This is a genomic window from Bacillus sp. FJAT-45037, assembly GCF_002797325.1.
Lineage (GTDB): Bacteria > Bacillota > Bacilli > Bacillales > Bacillaceae_D > Alkalihalophilus.
The window spans coordinates 103,255-124,516 of sequence record NZ_NISN01000004.1 but is presented as its reverse complement, the minus strand read 5'-3'; the positions used below and the strand labels follow the sequence as shown (position 1 = coordinate 124,516).

At 35.0% G+C, this 21,262-nt stretch carries 18 protein-coding genes and 3 pseudogenes; 4 read left to right on the top strand and 17 right to left on the bottom strand.

Annotated features, from left to right (window positions below):
* The 3 genes and pseudogenes from CDZ88_RS17215 to CDZ88_RS17205 form a co-directional block, all read right to left on the bottom strand.
* Positions 1-300: pseudogene (locus CDZ88_RS17215) on the bottom strand (toxin regulator); the annotation flags it as partial.
* Between the two features lie 146 nt (positions 301-446).
* The gene (locus CDZ88_RS17210; protein WP_232718776.1) at positions 447-644 is read right to left on the bottom strand and encodes a transposase domain-containing protein; all 198 of its coding nucleotides are present in this window, start codon (positions 642-644) and stop codon (positions 447-449) included.
* Positions 645-829: 185 nt separating this feature from the next.
* Positions 830-2,287: a replication-relaxation family protein gene (locus CDZ88_RS17205; RefSeq protein ID WP_100374850.1), complete on the bottom strand. Its 1,458-nt coding sequence runs from the start codon at positions 2,285-2,287 to the stop codon at positions 830-832.
* Positions 2,288-3,132: 845 nt separating this feature from the next.
* On the opposite strand from CDZ88_RS17205, the pseudogene CDZ88_RS17200 reads away from it, so the two are divergent.
* Positions 3,133-3,431: pseudogene (locus CDZ88_RS17200) on the top strand (ATP-binding protein); the annotation flags it as partial.
* A 1,591-nt stretch (positions 3,432-5,022) separates the two neighbouring features.
* Entirely contained in the window at positions 5,023-5,280 is a 258-nt protein-coding gene (locus CDZ88_RS17195) for a hypothetical protein (RefSeq protein ID WP_100374849.1), read from the top strand.
* A gap of 190 nt (positions 5,281-5,470) precedes the next feature.
* On the opposite strand, the gene CDZ88_RS17190 is transcribed toward CDZ88_RS17195, so the two are convergent.
* From CDZ88_RS17190 to CDZ88_RS17180, 3 genes are all read right to left on the bottom strand, one after another.
* Positions 5,471-6,103, bottom strand: a complete 633-nt coding sequence (locus tag CDZ88_RS17190) for a hypothetical protein (RefSeq protein ID WP_100374848.1) — start codon at positions 6,101-6,103, stop codon at positions 5,471-5,473.
* A 67-nt stretch (positions 6,104-6,170) separates the two neighbouring features.
* On the bottom strand, positions 6,171-7,370 hold the full coding sequence (locus CDZ88_RS17185; RefSeq protein WP_100374847.1) for a ParM/StbA family protein: 1,200 nt from the start codon (positions 7,368-7,370) through the stop codon (positions 6,171-6,173).
* Positions 7,371-7,587: 217 nt separating this feature from the next.
* The gene (locus tag CDZ88_RS17180) at positions 7,588-8,301 is read right to left on the bottom strand and encodes a hypothetical protein (protein ID WP_100374846.1); all 714 of its coding nucleotides are present in this window, start codon (positions 8,299-8,301) and stop codon (positions 7,588-7,590) included.
* A gap of 665 nt (positions 8,302-8,966) precedes the next feature.
* Between CDZ88_RS17180 and CDZ88_RS17175 the strand changes: the two genes are divergently transcribed.
* Both CDZ88_RS17175 and CDZ88_RS17170 read left to right on the top strand, forming a co-directional pair.
* Positions 8,967-10,037, top strand: a complete 1,071-nt coding sequence (locus CDZ88_RS17175) for a hypothetical protein (protein WP_100374845.1) — start codon at positions 8,967-8,969, stop codon at positions 10,035-10,037.
* A 165-nt stretch (positions 10,038-10,202) separates the two neighbouring features.
* A complete protein-coding gene (locus tag CDZ88_RS17170; protein ID WP_100374844.1) occupies positions 10,203-10,400 on the top strand; it encodes a hypothetical protein in 198 nt (65 codons plus the stop codon).
* 404 nt (positions 10,401-10,804) lie between these two features.
* On the opposite strand, the gene CDZ88_RS17165 is transcribed toward CDZ88_RS17170, so the two are convergent.
* The 11 genes and pseudogenes from CDZ88_RS17165 to CDZ88_RS17115 form a co-directional block, all read right to left on the bottom strand.
* The gene (locus CDZ88_RS17165; RefSeq protein ID WP_100374843.1) at positions 10,805-11,074 is read right to left on the bottom strand and encodes a hypothetical protein; all 270 of its coding nucleotides are present in this window, start codon (positions 11,072-11,074) and stop codon (positions 10,805-10,807) included.
* A gap of 225 nt (positions 11,075-11,299) precedes the next feature.
* Positions 11,300-11,701: pseudogene (locus CDZ88_RS17160) on the bottom strand (SDR family oxidoreductase); the annotation flags it as partial.
* Between the two features lie 22 nt (positions 11,702-11,723).
* The gene (locus CDZ88_RS17155; RefSeq protein WP_100374842.1) at positions 11,724-11,903 is read right to left on the bottom strand and encodes a hypothetical protein; all 180 of its coding nucleotides are present in this window, start codon (positions 11,901-11,903) and stop codon (positions 11,724-11,726) included.
* Between the two features lie 506 nt (positions 11,904-12,409).
* A complete protein-coding gene (locus tag CDZ88_RS17150) occupies positions 12,410-13,858 on the bottom strand; it encodes a cytochrome P450 family protein (protein ID WP_100374841.1) in 1,449 nt (482 codons plus the stop codon).
* 901 nt (positions 13,859-14,759) lie between these two features.
* Positions 14,760-16,211: a replication initiator protein A gene (locus CDZ88_RS17145; protein ID WP_100374840.1), complete on the bottom strand. Its 1,452-nt coding sequence runs from the start codon at positions 16,209-16,211 to the stop codon at positions 14,760-14,762.
* 398 nt (positions 16,212-16,609) lie between these two features.
* Positions 16,610-17,176 carry a Rad52/Rad22 family DNA repair protein gene (locus CDZ88_RS17140; RefSeq protein WP_157796601.1) on the bottom strand — a complete coding sequence of 189 codons (567 nt, stop codon included), beginning with the start codon at positions 17,174-17,176 and terminating at the stop codon, positions 16,610-16,612.
* The gene (locus CDZ88_RS17135; RefSeq protein ID WP_100374839.1) at positions 17,163-17,492 is read right to left on the bottom strand and encodes a single-stranded DNA-binding protein; all 330 of its coding nucleotides are present in this window, start codon (positions 17,490-17,492) and stop codon (positions 17,163-17,165) included. Before CDZ88_RS17135 ends, CDZ88_RS17140 begins: the two co-directional genes overlap by 14 nt.
* Before the next feature lie 4 nt (positions 17,493-17,496).
* Entirely contained in the window at positions 17,497-18,291 is a 795-nt protein-coding gene (locus CDZ88_RS17130) for a hypothetical protein (RefSeq protein WP_100374838.1), read from the bottom strand.
* 775 nt (positions 18,292-19,066) lie between these two features.
* Positions 19,067-19,204 (bottom strand): hypothetical protein, encoded by a 138-nt coding sequence (locus CDZ88_RS17520; protein ID WP_157796600.1) that lies wholly within the window; start codon positions 19,202-19,204, stop codon positions 19,067-19,069.
* Between the two features lie 262 nt (positions 19,205-19,466).
* Positions 19,467-19,655 (bottom strand): hypothetical protein, encoded by a 189-nt coding sequence (locus CDZ88_RS17125; protein WP_100374837.1) that lies wholly within the window; start codon positions 19,653-19,655, stop codon positions 19,467-19,469.
* Positions 19,656-20,637: 982 nt separating this feature from the next.
* Entirely contained in the window at positions 20,638-21,207 is a 570-nt protein-coding gene (locus CDZ88_RS17115) for a 4'-phosphopantetheinyl transferase family protein (RefSeq protein ID WP_157796599.1), read from the bottom strand.
* Positions 21,208-21,262: the final 55 nt, after the last annotated feature.

Here is a 21,262-nt window from a genome sequence, read left to right as displayed (position 1 = left end):
TTCAGCTAAACGTTTTTCTTCTGCAGCTTTTGCTTCTTCTTCTTTTTGCATACGCTCCTCATCTTTCAATTTGAAAAATGGAGCAGCTTCATCTACTTTTGCTTGCAAATCATTGTTTTGGGTTTCTAAACTTGCTACTGTTTCAGTTTTCGTTGATAGTTCTTTCTTTAATTCTTTCACTTCAGCATTCACATTATCTAGTTGCTCTTGAGAAGGACCGACAGACGCTCCAATAATCAATGCAATCAATACAATTAATACATACTTCCATCGCTTTTTTAAAAACTCTAGAACTTTCATTTTGTAATTCTTCCTAAAATATATAAATAACTGCTTAATCTTACCAAACTAGTTTAGAAAAATCACTATTAAAAAATTTTTTTGCTATAAAGAGGTAGACGTCAAATAGTTCCCATCTATGATAAAGATGGGAACTAACCTATAATCTACTTATCTTGTTTTATTCGACAGTGCTCTGGGAGGCTGTTTGACCAAGGAAGCAATTGATCAATTGCGTTTTCGTTACTAATATCAATATTGGGAAGCTCCTCAAACAAATGTAGTATATATTGATAAGGGTTAAGACCAAATCGACTTTTTTCTAGACGTATTTGATGACGTTCTTCGAACGATAAATCTTTCATAAGTGGATCTACTCCATGGCTGTAGTCACTTAACAAGAAATTAGTAACTACACTGTTTTTAAATAGTAGGGTTTTAAATAGTTTGAGTTGTATGTGAAATATCTCCTTGGCAATTATCATCCAATTCATATGAATGAATTTAATCAGTAGTTCAATAAACCGCTTTAACTTCATACCACAAAGTATCATATGAACGGCACCACCTTCAACTTGTTAGTATAGATCTTATAATCACCCTCCACATTCGATAAATCTTCTATAGAAGTAAGGAACACTCGTTCATGTAAAGGAAGGCTATTTATCAACCCATCATATTCAATAGAGTCGTGCGAATTATAAATTGCATACACTTCCACATCAAATCGGCTATCTTGCGTAAGCTGATTAAGATTTTTCAACCTCACATAATCTCGAACACTCCCCTCTTGCATATAGAGGATAGCGATATAAGAGAATTCTCTATCCTTCGATTTCCTCTTAATTAATAACTCGTAGTCGGCAAGTGATAACTCCTCCTCTATTTCCTTCTTCTGTTCAAATTCAAAATAGAATTTAGAAGTAACGGAGGGAATGAATTTCATACCCTCAAACAACTCACGCAAGAATTGCGTTTTATGATGCTGTGCTCGAATACCTGACACATTGTAATTATGTTCTTGGAAGACTTCTCCAGCACGTTTGAGAGGTAGTATAAACAATTCAATATCCTCCTCAATAAATGTAGGATGTTCAGACAAGGTTCTCTTCATAGTCCTTATGCGTTGAATCTTGTTGGTTACATTTACAGCTCTAGCTGTTTCATCTGCACAAATAAAGTAAATAGAATGATCAAATTTCTTATATGGTGCTTCGTTTAATAACAATCTGTAGTCATCTAGCTTCTCTTTTAATCGATTTAGATTCTCCGTTCCCGTATCAATTTCAATATTAATAACTCGTTCGTTTAATTTAAGAATCCAATCGGGTTTGATGATTGTTTCATCTGTTTTTATTCCACCATTTAACAAGCGAACATATGGATAAAGATATGGATTAATACATTGAAGATCTAAGTAGATGTATTCTTCTGTATCCTCAACTCGTCTAACAGCAACAGGGAATATATGTTCGCCTTCCTCCACAGTCTCTAATGCAGCTGCTTCCCAGCTTTCAAATATAAACCAGCGCGTTGACAATTCTGCCGTTTGTATTACCACACTATCCCTATCCATTATTATCCCTGATCTCTGATAAGCAGCCCCTATCATTTTTGAAACAGCGTCTAACATTGTGAGTCGGTGAAGAGAAACACTCAATGGTTGCTGCGTCTTAAATGGTCTAGATTCAAGTATTTTTAAATCTTCACTCAACACTTCATAACCTTTTTTAGCTAACGAAATCATAGTAAGTCTGAACTGAGGTCTGTTGATGTTAATGATCCTCACTTTACAGTACATACGTTCACCTTGCCTTCTCAATCTCACTGAGAAGCTAGTAGCATGTTTTTCTCCAGCTGGATCAAGTATGTTCCTCACATGAACTGATCCCACTTCTCTAAACGTATTCATGATTAAGAAGCTGTAAATATCAACTTCTTTGATCACTGTTCCTTTCCACCATCTAGAAACCTTAATTCTTTTATCTAACTTCTTAATAGGTTCCACATAAGACCTCCTTACACTTATACACCTTCTTTAACCTTCGCCTATATTAATCTGAAAATAACCTATTGAGTCCAAAAAAAAATCTCGCTAAATACACTCCTGGCTTGGAGGTACATAGCGAGATCTTCGTCTTATGTAATCTATTATTTATTAAGTTGTTCTATTCGTTCTGTAGGTTACTTCTTCTTAAAGTCATACAAGGTTTACAAAAGTGGGTTCGTTTCTTTATTGAGTTTACTATTTCTGTAGGCTCTAATCAAGAAATATCTTAAGTTAATTGTGCATATCGATGTATATTTATTTGCAGATTTCATTCTCATATACTTCAATGACGATAGTAAAGAGATAAGAATCAAACTCATAATTAAAATGTTCTTAGGTCGTATTATGACCCGTTTAGTATGAATCGATTTGAGTGATAAATGGACCGTTCAGAGAAAATTTGGTGGGTATAAGTCTCGATAAAATCCACTTTGTGCGAAGTGCTGAAGTTGGCTTTCTGAATACTCATTTAGCCTATATATGCTTGTAACGCCAAATGACAAGCGTGAATGACAATGGTGACGGCCTTTACGCCTGTCATTCACGCTTGTCATTCATGCCTGTCATTTGAAACCCCTTACTATTAATTATTCATAGTCTTTCTATGTGCATAAATGAATTCCTTTCTATACAGCGATTGATGATCTCATCAGAAGTAGTTAAGCTATTAATTCGTATTTAAGTATTCGATAAAGTTAGCTTATCGTTTTTCGGCAAGAAGACATCTGATTGGTGTTAGGGGCATACCATTTAGGTGGAGATGAATTGCCTTAGGCCTAAACAGCCCAGCGGGTACAACGAACCTATATGACGAATGGTTACTCACTACCTTGAAGCTAGAGATTTACTTGAAATAGTAGAATCTCGCCATCAAGTAGCATCAACGATCTTTTGTTCTCAATTCGATACACCGGGTTGGTATGAGAAAATTGGAGAAGATACTTTAGCTGACGCGATACTGGATAGGATTATTCATGACTCCTACAATATTTTTATAGACGGAGAACGTTCGATGAGAGAAAGAAAAGGAAAAGCTATGCTCTCGAATTTGTCCGAAGTGGCTCTAAAATATGACATAGCTGGCTCTATCTCATGGCTGTAGTCAGCATTCATTCATAATTAAAAACTATAAATGTCTAATTCGCTAAGCACAACCCCTTTCCACCACCTAGATACTTTAGTTCGTTTATCAATTTTCTTAATCGATTTCACTTTAGCACTCCTTTCCTCTTATATTTCAATATCTCCCTACACCACTAATAGTCTTTTCGTAACCTATATTTAAAGTAAAACAAAAAAATCTCGCTAAATACACTCCTGACATGGAGGTACATAGCGAGATCTTCGTCTTATAGTCTATTAATTATTCTATTGTTCACTCATTTTATATAGGTTACTTACAACTTATATAACGCTATCTTATAGAGAAGGACCGCGCCTAAGTTACTTTGTTTATTTTACTATTTAAATCTTATTCATTCAAGTTAATATTTTTATAAATGATGTATACTCATGTATATTTATGTAAAAGGACTAAATGATATTTTCCTTTTAAAGTACCAAATAATCTTTAAATTGAGTTCTTAATTTTAATTTATTCGATACCTTTTAATCGATTATTTATTCGAGAATCCTTACTTAAAGGACGGCAAATAATAAAAAAATAAAAGGTATAAGTCTTGATTTCAATGTCGTTACCTCGGACGAGCAAACCGTTGCTACAATAGCATAAATTCACCTTCCACGATCATGATGTCAATTCATCGGCGTGCTTCACAAGCATAAAGGTCTACATGCCAGTGAAGCACGCTTGTGAAGCACGCTTGTGAATTGGAGTGTAACAATAGAGTTTCATTAAAGAAATTCACTTTGAATAAATAAGGTTATATCTAATCATTAAGTTAGATGTAGATATGGAATAAAGTTTGAGTAAAAATGTATGACAATCGTTGATATACCGTACTGTCGTACATGACTTTTTGAAATAAAGATTGATTAAAACTACCTCAACACCTTAAATTCAAAGCCACTATTCTTAAAAAAGTTTAATCATATTTCATCGTAAACCTTGATTCAAAGCTATTTATCTTTAATTAATGCCCATATTTTGCTCAATCTTTTTTACAAACGGTACGACTTTATTCAAAACGGTACATCTTTTTTATAAACGGTACAGCATTATTTCAAATCAACATTAGACTATAATATTCACATTATGAGATCAATTTGTATGTTCTGGAGTTAATAAATGAGCTTCCGAATACTCTTAATCGCATCCAATCAATCTACTTAGACTTGTAATCAGTTCAACATCCTAAAAGCGATGCCCCTTTCAAATGGAAATATAGCTTAATACACTATTATTTTTGTATATATAAAGGTAATATAAAAGTTTATATGTATAAGTTACTTTTATTATAAACCATAATTGTATATACATAAGTCGATATAAATATTAATATATAAATCAGTATGTATATTCATATAAATGTAGATATAGAAATATATAAATACATATTCATTCTTTATTCGGAGGGGGGTTCAATGGATGAATATGTAAAAGAAATAATAAAGGCGTTGTGGGCGAATGGGGATATTCGCTGTATTGCTCAGTATGTGTGAACTATCATTGGGGAGCGCGTAAATACTTGTTTAAGCAAGAGATAAATCGGAATTTGAGGAGGATAATAACAATGAGATTAACGAAAGATGTAATACAAAAACTCTTAAATATAAATGAAGGATTTGCGAAAACGACTGATTTCGTCGATAGAAATTTTAAAGAAACCAATCATTACTTAATTAAGGGTGGAAAATTACTCATACGCTCCACTGGCAAGACATCATGGGCTGATAGCCGTTTTGATAACAACACCATTGCAGATATAGACCAAACAAGAAGGTTTTTGAGAAAAGTCATCGCTGATCTTAAAACTGAAAAAATCAAGTAGACAGGGTGCTTTCCTTGAATAAGGAATTGCACTCCTTTTTCTATTATTGGAGGCGTTAGTGCAACAAAACCCAACTCCGTTGTTGTGGTAAATGTTTTCCTTTGTAATACAAAAGGGATAGGTAAAGCAGAAATACGCTGCTCTCCTACCCTTAATTTGTTTTACCCTTCGCTTTAATCATTGCGAACCCTTAGCTCCACTGATTAATATCAATAGGCCCTCTTCTCACACGCTTCTTCTGGTTAGAACCCCCGGTAGCGCTTGCTATACTACTATTTTTATCACTAGTTGACGATTCATTCTGCTCCGCATTTCCAGCAACACTAGGTTCACGATTTTTCTCTTCTTTTTCATTAACACTATTCCTATCGACTGATGATGACCTTTCATTCTCTTCTGAACGATTCTCTATATTGGATAAAGCCTTAGAATCATTAGGATATACAGGGCTTTGTGGAACCGTTTCTAGAGGATCAGTAGCTGTAGGATTCGTTAAGCTGCTTTTCTGATCTTCACCACTGTCCTCGGATTGATGCTGATTACTGATAGGCGTAGAAGGTATTGGCTGCTTTTCCTCTAAAAAGCTTGTACGTCCCAATGGGCGCTGACTTCCTACCCCCATCGCTACCTTATTCAGTATGTCGTCATTAACATCTCTCAACCCATTTTCAGCTACATCTCTCTCAATTAACTGCCTAAGAGATTCACTGATGTTGGACTGAGTATTGATCCAATCCATAATAAAGTTCGGCTCATTCCTTTTGGTTCGCATAATAACTGCTTCTCCGCGTTTTTTGAGCTTTTTCTTTCTTGATGAACTCATATTTCTACCCCCTTTCCTACTAAATATTAAAAGACGGGCGCAACGCTATAATTGCACCCTTTTTTAATTATTTAGATGCTAATTCCTTCTCCTTCAATTGCGGAAACACCGTTTGTAAAAAGATATTAAGTCCTTCTACATTCATTAATGGCGCATATTGTTCAGGAATCCACAGAAGTTTAGCTGGTACATCCGGACGATCACATAGCTTTTTAAGCGGTTTGTAAAGCTGATCTTTCATTAGTATAGAGCCACCACCATACACGCAGATAACATCTACTTCGTTAGAAGCCTTCTTCAGTTCATCTACAATGTGGTCATGTATCGACTTTACCTCGGAACGCATTGATTGTTTAATAAGTCTTACTGCCTTCTCGTGGTATGGATGGCCTTCTTCTTTAACATAGTCAATAAATTGTTGACGAGAAATATTCATATTACTGACTTCCTGTTTAAATAGATCAATAGCTTTATTAATAGAATGTCCAATACCTGTAGAAATCCCATTTACAAAGTCTCGATCATATTCGTATCCAATTGTTAGCGGTGTGTCGCATGTACCATCCCCAATATCAACATGTTTAATTCTCTTATCTTGGAAGTATTCGCCATCGACATTCAGATCATACTCTTTCTTAAATTCATCAAAGATATTATCGTTTCTATAATTCCCATTTTGATCCTCTATTAAGTTAAACAGGACTGGCGTCCCTTCTGGAATCACTTTCACGTAAGTAAAACTTACAGTCACACGTACTTTGTAATGCCCAATATAGACAATCACCGTATGCAAACCGTCCATGAAACGCTTTGAGAAGATACTAGATGTTTCTCGCGACCACTGATTAACTGGTAGAGCCGTAGCCATATCTACGTTCAAATTAATCTCTTTTGGTAGTTTATTTGACTCTTTATAAGAATCTTGAACAGCTATTCCCGCTAACAACCCTAATGTATTAATGATCGGCAAGTCACTTTCATACTTGTTCTCACTATCAACACTCATTGAATGAGCTGTGTATTTACTTTTAATCGCTTTCCTACCAATGAAATAATGACCACCGAAGTCAATGCTATCTGACTGAATATCAACTTCTAATTCATTTAAGAGGTTTGGTATCAACGTCTCAGGTTCACTATTGTCTTCAAATGAGGGTCTTTCTGGCATTGCATATGTATTTGGTTGTCTATATAAAGCACCATTCACCTTCACAGCTTGTTCGTTATTCCCGTTATCGTTTGCTACGTCCATGTTCATTACTACCATATAAATCACTCCCTTATATAAATGTATATATCTTCGTATTAACTATTGTAATTATATATTATTTATAAGCGTTTGTCGAACTATACATACTTAAGTGATACAAACGAAAATATAAATGTATATACAAAAATATATATAATTTCCGTTAGTGCGAATAATCCAGATGAACTCTAACGTTATAACGCTAAACATGAAAAAAGAGTGACCATCTATCCGGTCACTCTTCCGTCATTGCTTTTTCAATCGCTTCTCTTTTATGTAGCATTTTGTACTCCCTCACAAAAGATTCTCTCTTGTAGAGGTCTTCTTCCTTCTTAAACCAACCAACTCTTTTCATTCTTTCTTCAAACGGTTTTTTCTCCCATTCGATTATAGCTTCTCTTTCGAGATTCATACTTACCTTCAGTGAAATGGTCAGATAATCATTCATTGCCTTTTTCTTGTCATCTGGTTCAGGAAGCAGTGCCTGGTACGATCTCATCTCTGCTGCCGCTACTTCTTTTACAGCCTTAAAGAGCTCCTCTTTGTATCGTTCCATTTCCTTCTTTTGACCCTCAAGGTGCTGTTGCATAAGGATTTCCACTTCTTCTTTGATGCTCACGTTGTTCATGAGTGATTCATCATTGTTGTCCATTAGCTTCTCTGAAGGTCTTAACTCAAATACATTATTCAAGTTCTCGTAGATGCTATCTAATCTCCATTTCTTCTTTCTACTCTCATAGATGTAGCACCCAATCTGAAAGTCGCTCTCATCATATACCTTCTCATCCGTCACTCTCATGACATAATGGATTCCTTTGCTCTCAAGCGCTTTGAACCATTTATCCACTGTGTTGTAGTGAACTCCCTCACGTTCATCACCATACTTCATTTGCATTTCTTTTGATATTTTCTCAGCAAAGTCAGTAATCTTCCAGTATTGATGATCCATCTTTATCACCTCACTGTTTGTTTAGCAGTGAGTCACTTTTCACCAGTGACTCACTATCTATCATCATCATAGAACTAATAAGGGTTATAAGACAAGTATAAAATTTCCGTTTCCTATCCTTATGTTACTCTTTGTGGAGTAGTGATTCATCATAATTACTTTAGTGGTGAACCACTCGTCATTAATGAGCTACATGAATACTGTCACTAATGAACCACTTTTCACTAGTGACTCACATCTTATATCTTAAAGAGCTTTTTTTTGCATCACAAGCTGAAGGGAAGGAGGGGCATAAGGAAAATAGTATTACTTAACATAAGAAGGATAGTCGGGGTTGTATACAGCCGCTGCACATACTATAAAATCCATGTGTAGTGGCTTTTATAGTAGATTAACAATGTTACTAATTCATTGATTGATAACATAACTAATGTTGAAATTATGTACGCAAAACTCTATAATAAGATTAAGTAAATATTCATGAATGGGAAGCCCCCTCATTATGAAATAGGATAATTATGCCTATTTTCAATGAGGGGGCTTTTTTTATGAGGAAAATGTCTACTGTTGCAGGTATATTTTTCAAATCGTTAAGGTTGTTTATAATAGTTTTTTATCTCACCAGAAATTTAATGAAACGATAAGTTTAAAGAGGAGGCCATTATATGTTTAAAAAAGAAATATTCACTCCAACTATTCTACAGAAATTAACACCTACAAGCATCAAATTAATCCCTCACATTGCTAGATATACAGATCATGATGGACTTGTTCATATGGAAATGTTCAAACAGAAATTTTCTTTAAAATACTCTAAGTTTTCAGAAGCCATTGAAAACCTGATAGAAAATAAGATACTACATTCAGTAGGAGATACGATCACGTTTGCTTATTCCTATAACGATAAAAATGAGTTAAGTTATCGCTACATCAATAGTTATGAATTTATGACTTTCTCTAGCGTTTTTGAGATGTCGAAAAGACCTCTTATGATGCTCTTTTACTTACTTCAGCTTAAGAAGCCGGGGACATACCACTTAACTGCATTTGAAAATTTGTATCAAACATCTTTTACTCGATCAAAGGATGTATTGTTTGAAAATCATAACGAAGCTTTTAAAGCACTTTCAGTCCTACTTCAAAATCAATTGATTACAATTCGCGTTGGTAAAGAAAAGATTTGTCTAAATGGAAAATCATCAAATGATATATCGACACTTAAAGAATTCCTTGGATACTCTGTAACATCGAAAAAGAAAGCTAGAGCATCTTTTGGTAAACGACACATTTTATCTATTGCAGTAAATCCTAAATTAGTAGGAAAGTCTTCTATCCTTGATAATATCAGTTCATATATTGAGTTGGAGCAATTGTGCGAAGAATACAATATAGACTTTAGACAATTCAAAGGGATTAATGAACTTCAAGAAAATATGCAAGTTCGATACTTGATTGGCCTTAAAAATGAATTATTTCTAGAATTTGGAGTCCCAGGTGTCAAGTTGTATAGAGAAGCCTTAACTCATTATTTCAGAGATCATCATCATTCGATAGAGTGGTATATGAAAAATGATAAAGTCGTAGATTTCTTTAAGAATATATACGTTTTACCTAGGCTGCAAACTCATATCATTAATGCTATTGATGACTGTTTAAATGGATCTCGAGATAATCGATATCTAACTAAAGCTACAAATCTCTTATTAAAACATGGAAAACGATTCTACATTGATTGATACCGATATAAAGATACAGGAGTCTGTGCAAGAGCATGTGGTCTATATGATGATGATAAATCTTATGACGTACTGGGTAGTCACCATTCAGAATGGCTACATATCGAAAGGAGAGTAGGCGAGGCCTACCGCCATATAATTAAACGTGCCTTTACAGGTGGGAATATGATATTTGATAATGATCTTATCCAATCTATAAGAGAACTCGTGAAGGCAGAAGGATACATTGATGAAATTAGTATTAAAAATTGGGCCCAATACAGGCTACTGTCATTTAAACCTTTGGAAAGAGAACGTCCCACCATTAACCAAGATGGCTCATTTATTCCGGCTGTAGATAGCATGTTTAACCTTGGCCATTAAATTTTCAAAATATTATCAGTTACTAACTTGCAAAAAAATCCATTTTGCAGGTCTATTAAGATTGGAGTTTAAATATGATCAATTTTTTAATGCGATAATCGTCATATTAATCATCAACCTATAACCATGTTCAACGCAACAAGTCTTTTTTTTGTGGGTAAATGGAAAAATAAGGTATCTGTTTTTAATTAAGTCTCCATAGAGACTTATTATTTTTAACATTAATTCATTAAATGCTTCTCAAATGAAACTTCTTACTTTTCAAACATTTTTTGAATCGCCCAAGAGTTTAACCTTCTTGGCAAATTAATTACAAACTGTTTTCTTAGTTAACTTGATCTTAAAATAGTTTCTTTAAACCCATTCTTAAATATAGAAAATAATAATCAATTTAATCATATTAGTTACCATGGGTCTGATAGGTCACCTCTATTTAGATTTCTCTCTTGCTTGGCATGTACGTCAGCTAATTCAGATAACTGTTTGATTTCCATGTCGGATTTATTTCCGTACTCTTCTTCTATTGTAGGGCTGTAAGTATTGTCACAGGTTACCCCGGGCTCTTCGTCCCACGTGTGTACAGGCATTGGCTGTCCGCTAGGTGTAACAGGAAAGTTGTTTGAAAAGCGTTTTGATTCGTGAACGGCTTTTTTTGCCCATTGGCGATATAACAAGGCAATACCCACTAATAGCCATATTAGAATTCCTCGCTTTTTTTAGTCTTTTCCGTTACACACCTAATATTATTTCTTTTAAATTACGACAATTGAACCTTTTATTACTATGCAGAAAGGTGAAAGGCATTTTAGCTACTGGCTTCTCTTTGTCTATCTGGATCACACCCTATAATCCACCTCCCGATCACCAAAAAAGCACAACCGAAAAGGGCTGTGCCTTCCTTATTCCTTATACGCAGAGTACGACATAAATCCACCATCTACTGATACTGTAATACCTGTGACGAATCCGGACATGTTATCTTCTGCTAGCCACAAGAGCGTTCTCGATAAATCTTTCGGTTCACGGAATCGTCTCATTGGTGTGTGAGTAATGATCTGAAAGTTCAGTTAGGCTACCATACCATCCTCATTTTTGAGAAGCTTAAGGTTCTGTTCTGTTAAAAAGAATTCAGGTGCGATCGCGTCCACACGTACACCTGATTGGGCCATATGCACAGCTAACCATTACGTAAAATTATCAATCGCTGCTTTTGCTGAGCTGTAGGCAGGTACTTTTGTCATTGGTGAAGGTGCGCTCATTGAGGAAAGGTTAATGACGACCTTGCCTTTTTTGTCGACCATTTTTTAAGGAACACGTAGCAGCTTACTCACTACTCCCTTTGTTCAGGTAATATCTTTTTTTTGCAATAAGTACAATCTGATCCATTTTTTCTTTAATATTATTCGCTTCTTTAATTGTATCAGCATTCAATAACTGTATTTTGAGTATAGAAAGTTGATTGTTTTCTTCATCAGAAAGAATATCCCGTACTTTTAAACTCATAATTGAATCCTCCTTGTATTCTTAAATAAATTATACCATTCTTATTTCCAATCCCTTTTGTGTGAAATGAAGATTTGCCTAATATGAAGTAATACTTCTAATACTAAATTCTCTTAAAGGCACTCTTTTAGTACTCTCTTTAAAAGTCTATATATTAATGGTTTCAAGCGTTTTTAGATTAAAAAACCATAAATGAATGTCGGTTTTACCTCAGGTAAAGCTTATGAAAATCATAAAGAAAGCAACATAGAATATTAAAAAACCATTGTAAAAATAAGGGTGAATTTTTATTGTAGAAAAGAGGGTTATGTGATAATGAATTATCACCAATTAGTGCTTCTTATCCACCTTATTAAGATAATCCCCATTATTCTTTATGGTTTTTTAAGATAAAGAGATAAGGTGATTCACAGCGATCTTTTTCTTTCTATTATATCTTCATATTAGAAGTACATGCGGCCATGACTAACAGCCCTCTTTACTCAAATTTTTAAAGAGAGCTATGTCTAATAGCTATTAAAGATGGGACGGTTCCATACGGAGCCTATGAAGGTATGCAATGGTTCCGCGATTGTAAGACGCTCAGGTAACGGATGCAGGTGTGCGTTTGCTTCAATGGTTGCTAATAACCAGTCAATGGAACCCTCTAAAGTAGCACCTAATTCTAATTCACAACTAGCCTGTTTCTCTAGATGCTTGTAGTAAGACGGATCTACTTGAAGCTGCTCCGCACGAAGCCTCACAGCAAGAATTTCCTGGTATCTATTTAATCGAGTGTAGGTGTGATAATCGTCTAAAGTAACATCTATGGCTTGTAGTAAACCATGCGTATCAATGACATTCTTAGCTTTCTTAAATGCTTTACCTATTTTATGTAACGGAATGTCTTGTGAGACTTTCACAATAAATTGGTGAAGAGCGTCCTCTCTATCTACGCCTTTATTAAAGTGAGCTACATGCTCAGCTAAGCCATGTTCATACGCAAGGTCAACCAATTCTTTCTCTTTCTTTCGAGTCGATTGCTTCTTTATAAAATCAATTAAATGAGGCATAACACCTGTTTCTTTAAAGACTAGCGATAATTCACGAATGACTTGTCTGATCACACGATACCCCAAGCGCTTAAAGAGATGAATAAATGACCCTACTTCCTCCTGTAATTCAGCGACACCTTCGGATGCTAGTAGTTTAGAAATAAAGTTCATCTTACGCGGATACCTCATCACTGGCTTCAACGTATCCCTAAACTTATCTCCTACAGTTGGGGCGATACGATATTTGCTGTCTACGGAGAATAGAACGTCTGTATAGACCCCTCTTTTTTTGAGTAAGGTACCTTTATCAAATAGCACCAAGCCTGCCTTGTTATCACCCTGTAGTTCTCTAAAAACAGACTGTACATGAGCTGGTTGGTTCTTTCGTAGAAGTTGGTATAAGCCTTTTTCAGATTTCAATGGATATGCGATAAAGCTGTTATTCCCTTGACGCATAGAAGCCACAATGAAAAGCTTACGAGCTGCAAGAGTCACAGAATGAAAAGCAGATGAAAATACGATGGGTGATAGACAAACATATCGTTCTGTTACCTGATTTTCATTTAAGAAGTATTGAAGTGTATATGTATATAAGCCAGAGTCTTGGTCTTTACTTTCGCTAACTAGTCCATCAGAAACGAAGCGATTAAAGGCTTTATAGAACTGGGATTGTGTACAAGATTTTTCGAAATAAGCTTTATAACGACGGAAAATTTGATGACGATTGGTTGATAGAATTTTACCATTGGTACTACAAATCTTATGAAGAATAAGCATAAGGTCAATTTCTGCATGAGTGACCTTACCAAGCTTTTCTTTGTCTGAAGCATCCATTCCAAAGGCTTTCTTATAAAATGGAAAGCTCACAGCAACAGGTTTGGTTTCTTCCCCATTAAAGGCTAAGTCATTAAGTAGAATCATTATGTTCACCTCCTTCTTTTGAATAGTTGTTATGAATAATGGTGACAGCACTTGAAAAATAAGTGAAAGATACGATATAATTTAGTTATCTAAAAAAGACAAAATTAAAGACGACCTCGCACGAAAAATTTTTTGCGAAGTTTGGTTTGTTTGGTTATTTAGTTTTTTGTTCGTTTCAACATTCATCAGGAGTCGCAATCCATGTGATGAATGAGCCTATCTACAAATTGGCGTTTGTAGATTTCAGTTTACTAGTAGAGTTGATCTCAGGATCAGCTCTTTTTTTTTGAGCATAATATCCTGTCTAAAGTAAATACCTATACAACATCTCTCTAGCAACTAAATTATAGCAAGGTTAATAGAATTGGTAAAATGTACATAAAGTACATTAAAAAGTGCGAAATCAATTGAAAAGCCTTATTTACTAGGGGTTTTTTACAACAAAGTAAAGTACACCAAAAAGCGCGTTTTAGTATGAAACCACTGGTACATAAAGATATTTAAAATATTTTATGTATTTTTTAATAGAAAGTACACGAAAAAGTGCGAAATGAGTTATAGAGTACACGAAAAAGTGCGAAACCAGACATGAAATACACAAAAAAGTGCGAAATGAGTTGTAAAGTACACGAAAAAGTGCGAAATGGACCTAAATATTCTTACGAGTGTATCTAAAAATAATTCTTTAAACTACCTTATTTTAAGTGAAGTACAGCGAAAAGTGCGAAATGGAGTATGAAGTACAGCGAAAAGTACGAAATGGAGTATGAAGTACAGCGAAAAGTGCGAAATGGAGTATGAAGTACAGCGAAAAGTGCGAAACGGAGTATGAAGTACAGAAAAAAGTGCGAAATAGAGTATGAAGTACAGCAAAAAGTGCGAAACATAATATCCCTCACTATCAAATAGTGGGGGATATTTCTATAGCTTGTTCTTTGTCACGTCTGAAAAAATCATTTATCTCAATATTAGATAATGGAATAAAAGTAATTTCAAACGATTGATATACCTGTTTTAAATCTTGGATTAGTATATTTTGTTTTTTAAATTCGTGCAAAGAGTTATAAATCTCTGCTAAATTATCATTTATATTTTTGGGGTCTTTGAAGCGAACTCGATTCAGGAAAAATTTATATGAATATAGATCTTCTAACGAGCGATGATTTATGTGTCGTTCTAGTCTCTCTTTTTGGAGAGCATAAATTAGAACTCTCGAAATTGGGTTATTAAGGGCCCCAAACGAATCTCTATATACACTAATAATTTTTGAATTTATAACCTGTTGATAGATGGTATCTCCAACGACTATTTCTACATAACGATTTCCATTGTTTATCTTTGGGTTTTTCCCAACAAAAATTCTATCAAAAATACTGTATTCTACCGAAGAAGGCTTAGAGTATTCGGTATTGTTTATAATGGCTTCTATATTATAATTTTTAATTTTTTTCAGACGTTTTTCTATTAAATCATTTTGTTTTGTTCCACAGGTTCCATAAATTACTTTAACTAGATCTCTGAGATCTACTTCAATAGTCCGGTTAGTGAAGAACAATTCATCTCTTTGAGATAGGATATATTGAATAATGGTAGAATCCTTTTCGTCTAGAGTAGTATTTTTCTTTACGCGGACGGTATCACCTTCATTAAGTTTTATAATGGTTCTTAGTACAAAATCATCATCTACAACGTAATCATTGTATAGACTATCGTGTGCAGCATCTTGGGTTTCTAGTGCAAATGACTTGCCACTAAATATAGGATTATTCACAAATGCTTCTACTTGAAACAAAGTTTCTTTCTGCATCTTCCCATTGTTCTGTATTAAAAATTCTGATATATCAAGCACGATATCCACTTGAAATGCTAACTTAATCTGAGATTTAGTTTTAGTGTGAAGATATGGGAAAGAGCTAATTGGTGCATACTTATTTTTTCTCCATATTTCAAGCTCTTCAAGTTTTTTAGTCATGAATGTATCTAAGGATTCATTTAATAATTCATTTATTTGATTATTATCAATTTCTCGAGCGACTTTTTGCCTCATGAAATATTCTTGTTCTAATGGGTTATTTGGAGAGTCCGTATGTTCTTTAAGGGATTTGATCCAAGATCTTTTGTTATCTTGTCTCTTCTTTATATGCTTCTTTTTAATTATAGAGTAATCGATGATTTGACCACGTTCTGGGATGAAATAATCTTTTAGAATATCTTCCAAATATTGTTCAAACCATTCATCTTTAGTAAGTTTAGATTTCTTGCGATCAAATAAGAACTTAACAATATCATCAATCAGTCGAGAATTTAATTCTCCTTTTATATTTTGGAGGATATGCGGGTCAATTACTTCCATAGATCTCTTACTCCCTTCTACTGATTATTCCACTCACAATTAAAGATGTAACTCGAGAAACCCAGTCAATTTTAGCACGACGATATGGGGAATAAAAACATCAAATTTTCGTCAAAAAAATAATTTATTAAATAAGCACGAAGAAATGGAGAAATAAGTAGAAACATTTTGTCTGTGAATCTTCCACTTCAACACGATTTTCCGAAGAGCCTATATATTTAACTATTTAGTCCATCCAACCTCATAGGTATATATGACAGAACCCCCTACTTGAGCATTCCCCCTGAATGATTGAAAATGGATACGTGATAAGAATGAAGGTTGCTGCTACGTAAATCTTCAATAACTTGATTAATCTCGTGGTTTTCCATTACAATCTTCTCCTTTAAGTTCAACTATTAAATCATACTTTTCTTTCTCAAATGCTTAGGTATGTGATCAATACAGTAATCGAATTTGATCTTTAAACGATTAAGTTTATTCAAGTCATGCTCTGATAAAGTAACATTACATTTTACACATGTACGATCAACCATACTAGTCGAAGCTTGATGATCATTGGTAAGAGTGTCATGTGTCGATGATTTGGTTGTATCTTGAAGAGGTTTGCCCATTCCAAAGAAGGAAATCGCATCTCTAATCCCATCTTTGGTAGCTGAACGAATCGCGTAATGTCGGTTAATGACTCTTCCCTTATCATCGACTTGGAATTTAGAGAACCCCTCTCCTACATGGCTCCTGTTTAAGATGGATACCTTTACAACAGTATGCACCATTTTGTCCTCCATATAAAAGATTGGTTCACCTATCCGTTCATGTGTCCAGTGCTCACCAGCCACTTCATTAAGCCGCAGCAGGTATATGTGGATGGGAATATACGTGCCATGACCGTCAAAACGAGGTTCATGGACTTCTTTAGGAAAAGGCTCGCATAGTTTAACAATGAGTTCATTAAACGTTGTCATGACTTGTGCCTGCTTTGTTCCCGTACTTCACTTCGTTTGCATGTAACTCAATAAACGTTCTTCCTGACTTCGTATCCTTCCGACTATATATACTCCCACTTACGATGACCTCTTGGCCCTTCTCTACGTAGTTTGCTACCGATTCCCCGTAATTCCTCCATACAATAATCGGTATGAAGCTTGTTCTGCCGAATTTATCTTCTGATGCGATGCTAAAATTGCAGACAGGCACTTGCTCATTCCCCTTTTTGACATAATGAAGCTGGGGATCAGCAGTTAGTCTACCGGACAATACAATGTTATTAATATCACTCATATACTCACCCCGTTCTCATTTCTCGTAGCAATCCCATCAATTGATTGGTAAAGATTAACGCTTCCTGTATGCTATCGGTGGCTGTCGTGGCATAGATCTCTTTCCACTCCTGTGCGGCTACTGGATCAGAAAGTGAATAGACTCGCGTGTAGCTTCTGTTCGCATTTCCTCCGTATTGGCTCTTGAGTAAGATGACAGGCACTTTTAGAGGGTTGTTTTCGCTGTCTACCCCCTCACACATTTCGTTACGCCCTACTAATAAAAAGTAGGAAGGGCTACAAGTCCATCCATAATGGTTGAGCATTTTCCTGTGGAGGTTAGTCAGTGTTTCAGATTTTTCTTTTTGAAGAGAGTCAATGATATAAAAACGAATCACATCTTTTATAGTGATCAGGGAACGTACAAACTCCCGGTCTTCTTTTGGTACCATGACTGGCTCCGAATACGTCTTACCGTTCATACGATCAAGTAGGATATGTAGGGATTGTTGAATGGTCTTCATTCGAGACAATAAGTCGTTACGCCACTCTTCTTCTTGATTGTATCCTTTTTTCGTAATCGAATAACTGGTCACACCAGCCTCTTTAATAGAAACAATAGTCCCTAACGATTCCAGTTCTTTTAAGTAGGCTCGTACTTTATCTTTCGAGTATTTTCTAGTGGGACTGCCTGGTTGTGGCGGTGGTGGTAAGGTTTTTATGAGTTTGTCATAGCATTCATCAGGTGTAAGTGGCTGCATGTTCAATAAAACTAAAGACAGCCATTGGAGACTATGTTTAAGGTTTAATTTTTCGATCATTTGTAGAGATCACCCTTTCACTCTAATGAGGTATAAGATAATGAACAAGAGTAATCAGCTCTTCCAGTTGTCTTGATCAAGAATAGTAACTCTCTTCATTATTTTATCACACTATACAACACAGTAGGGGATAACTTAAATGCAGCTATACACATAACCTCCCTCTTCTCGCTTATTCCAGCAACTTACTAATTACTTGTTTCTACGTATCTATTCTCTTTATACGTAGTGATAATATTTGTACGTACAAATGGTCTGTGTGTATGGGGGCGAGAACTTTGCGTACAAGGAGCATGCGGCAAGAAGGACAGAAGCGTGATGAAGATTAGAGGGAATGCTGTGTTGAGGGGGTGCGGGAGGTTAGTTGAGCAATCCCCTAGTGTGTTGTGTATTACGGGTTAATGTGTTTCTAACTTAATGGACCACTCTTACTAGTAACTATAGAATAAAGCATAATTTCACTTGAACTAATTTAATCCTAGCTCTAGTTATTTTTATTCCAAATTATGCTTTATGAATCTTTCTTCGTATCAAGCCGCTGTTCGAGCAGTTGTCACTCGTTCTAACGTCTTACTTACACCTGTATCTCGATCAAATACAGAATATACTATTTATCCCCCGTATGTTTGAGTTGAATTATTGGCGATCTAAGGGTACTCTGTTAATTTAAATCGTAAAGTTCACTCTTCAGTCAGATCTTGTGGTGTGCTCCCTACTGCCGAAAAAATTCCAAATAAAGTAATCATACCTCCAATCGGTCTTCCAACACCATTGGCTATTGCTGCTGTTGCAAATGAGATGCCAATAATGCAACAGCAATACCTGCAGCATATCTGTTTCCTTCTTCTTGAATCTCCGATGGATGAATTGTTGTTGGATCGTGTCGTACAATAGTTAATCTGTAGGCACTCATTTCACATATCCCCTTTATCAACTTTAATTACTTACACTCTATAAAGGGGCTTTTAACTCACAAAAAACAACCTTAGATAAAAATAATTCATAATATGACATCCGGTTGCAATATTCCTCAAAAAAAAGTTAAATAAAGTTGCTTCCTTTCCTCCCACTCCCTCCCTTTAACCAACGGGTACCTGCGAGTCTTTAAGTTGTTAATTTGTTTTTCTAAATAAGACATCCGATAAGTAATGACAAGTGTCACATTTTCTTCCTTTTTATTCTAATTTTGTACGATCTAGATAGACCTTTATCGCTGCTTCCAAACGTTTAGAAACAGATTTGCTCTTTTTTTCTTCAAGTTCGTCAATATGTTGCTCGATGACCTCTCTTAGTGTATCTGTATTAAGGTGAGTGTATGTTTGATAGTACTCATCTATTTCATTCGAATTATTAGTGGCTGGCATAGTTCTGTTCCTCCTACATTGCTTATAGATTGATTCATCGAAAAAGTACCACTGAATAGACGTTCTCAACGCCTAACCACCGGTACTCGAACTAATCATTTATGATGATTCAATTATAACTCAAGCTTCTATGTGATTCAAATGAACTATGCTATTTTTACTAATTCATATCGCTGCCATTCTTCCTCTGGATGATCCACATACTCTCCATCTTGTAATACCTGATTTTAATGGGTAAGCGATTCTTCTGAATCGATATCTCGAAGGTATGACAAATGAGCTGTCACTCTCTCCGGATTTGATTTTACAAGTAGAAGAGGTTCATGAATCAGTTTAACATTGAGCTACTGTGATATCAGTGGGGGTTAAAAAGTGTTAATCTAATTTCGTTTTAAAAGATTACTTTATATTTGTTCCTAACAAACTCTTTAGCTGTATCTAAGGTTGAAAAATAAAACTTTCCACTTTTTTCATTTTTAACTATATTTAAATCATAGAAGCCATTGTTATAACTAATTTCATACGTTATAAACCTGTTGATTAGTACCAATATGGACCTTCCCTTTGTATCCTTCTTTTTACCGTCCATGAGATGCCTCTTATTTTTTTTCACGCTCCCTTCCTACAATCTTAATTTTAGATATTTTACTTCGCACATTAGTCAAAATCTAAAAAGCATCAGCTCATGTGTTAAAAAAATGTGATGACTTCTTCACAATATAGAAAGATTATTGGTTCGGAAAATTCACAATGGAATATTAAGCCTTGAAAGTTAACTAGCTGTTATTTAAGGTATAATCTGTTTGTAACATCCCATATATACCGTATTACCAGGCTTATTCATGTCACTAATCAAAATATACTTTTTTATCTACTTAAGGATTAGGTTCATTAAATTAGAAGTATTATTGTTATAAATATTAAGACTGAAACGTGAATTTGTTTCATTGATTGAGGATTAAAATCTTTCCCCCTTAATTGTTTATTCCATTTCTACACAAACTGATTGTGTGAAACTCGGACGATGCTCTGTCACTAAGGCATATTTCTTGCCTTTAAAGTCTATTAAATCTTTGAGCACTGAAAATTTTATCGTCCTTTCGCTTAACCCTTCACCAATGGCTTTCCCGAAAGCCTCTTTTCGCGTCCAAATCCACAACCAATGGTTTACTCTATTTTGTTTAGTCTCTTTAGAGAGGTGGGCAATTTCCTCAGAATGAAAAAACATTGGATGAATGCTAGGTACTAATCTTGAGCACTCTACATCTACTCCTATCAGCCCTGAGGTTCTTATCCCAATTAAATAACGATTCTTAGAGTGCGAGACATTAAAATGATAGCCGTATTCTCCATCTAAGTAAGGCTTACCGTAGGGCTCATAGGCAATACCTATACTTTGTGGATCTTTTTTTAGAATAGTTGACAGAAGAAAGCGAAGATAACCACGTATAAGCAAGAAAACTTCTCTTTGATTCTTCCTCTTAAGTTTATTTGCCCTCTCATATTCATCTATTGTTACATAAGATAAAAGTTCCGTCTTTCTTTTCTCCAATGAGGTAATCGCTCCTGAAAACACCATTGGCTGATGAGAGTGTTTAACGAGGCTT

What these genes read in the sequence shown, in the direction of transcription:
- CDZ88_RS17210 (WP_232718776.1), bottom strand. Translation starts at nt 644, where the DNA reads ATGAAAGATTTATCGTTCGAAGAACGTCATCAAATACGTCTAGAAAAA.
- CDZ88_RS17195 (WP_100374849.1), top strand. Translation starts at nt 5,023, where the DNA reads ATGAGATTAACGAAAGATGTAATACAAAAACTCTTAAATATAAATGAA.
- CDZ88_RS17190 (WP_100374848.1), bottom strand. Translation starts at nt 6,103, where the DNA reads ATGAGTTCATCAAGAAAGAAAAAGCTCAAAAAACGCGGAGAAGCAGTT.
- CDZ88_RS17185 (WP_100374847.1), bottom strand. Translation starts at nt 7,370, where the DNA reads ATGGTAGTAATGAACATGGACGTAGCAAACGATAACGGGAATAACGAA.
- CDZ88_RS17180 (WP_100374846.1), bottom strand. Translation starts at nt 8,301, where the DNA reads ATGGATCATCAATACTGGAAGATTACTGACTTTGCTGAGAAAATATCA.
- CDZ88_RS17175 (WP_100374845.1), top strand. Translation starts at nt 8,967, where the DNA reads ATGTTTAAAAAAGAAATATTCACTCCAACTATTCTACAGAAATTAACA.
- CDZ88_RS17170 (WP_100374844.1), top strand. Translation starts at nt 10,203, where the DNA reads ATGATATTTGATAATGATCTTATCCAATCTATAAGAGAACTCGTGAAG.
- CDZ88_RS17155 (WP_100374842.1), bottom strand. Translation starts at nt 11,903, where the DNA reads ATGAGTTTAAAAGTACGGGATATTCTTTCTGATGAAGAAAACAATCAA.
- CDZ88_RS17150 (WP_100374841.1), bottom strand. Translation starts at nt 13,858, where the DNA reads ATGATTCTACTTAATGACTTAGCCTTTAATGGGGAAGAAACCAAACCT.
- CDZ88_RS17145 (WP_100374840.1), bottom strand. Translation starts at nt 16,211, where the DNA reads ATGGAAGTAATTGACCCGCATATCCTCCAAAATATAAAAGGAGAATTA.
- CDZ88_RS17140 (WP_157796601.1), bottom strand. Translation starts at nt 17,176, where the DNA reads ATGACAACGTTTAATGAACTCATTGTTAAACTATGCGAGCCTTTTCCT.
- CDZ88_RS17135 (WP_100374839.1), bottom strand. Translation starts at nt 17,492, where the DNA reads ATGAGTGATATTAATAACATTGTATTGTCCGGTAGACTAACTGCTGAT.
- CDZ88_RS17130 (WP_100374838.1), bottom strand. Translation starts at nt 18,291, where the DNA reads ATGATCGAAAAATTAAACCTTAAACATAGTCTCCAATGGCTGTCTTTA.
- CDZ88_RS17520 (WP_157796600.1), bottom strand. Translation starts at nt 19,204, where the DNA reads ATGAGTGCCTACAGATTAACTATTGTACGACACGATCCAACAACAATT.
- CDZ88_RS17125 (WP_100374837.1), bottom strand. Translation starts at nt 19,655, where the DNA reads ATGCCAGCCACTAATAATTCGAATGAAATAGATGAGTACTATCAAACA.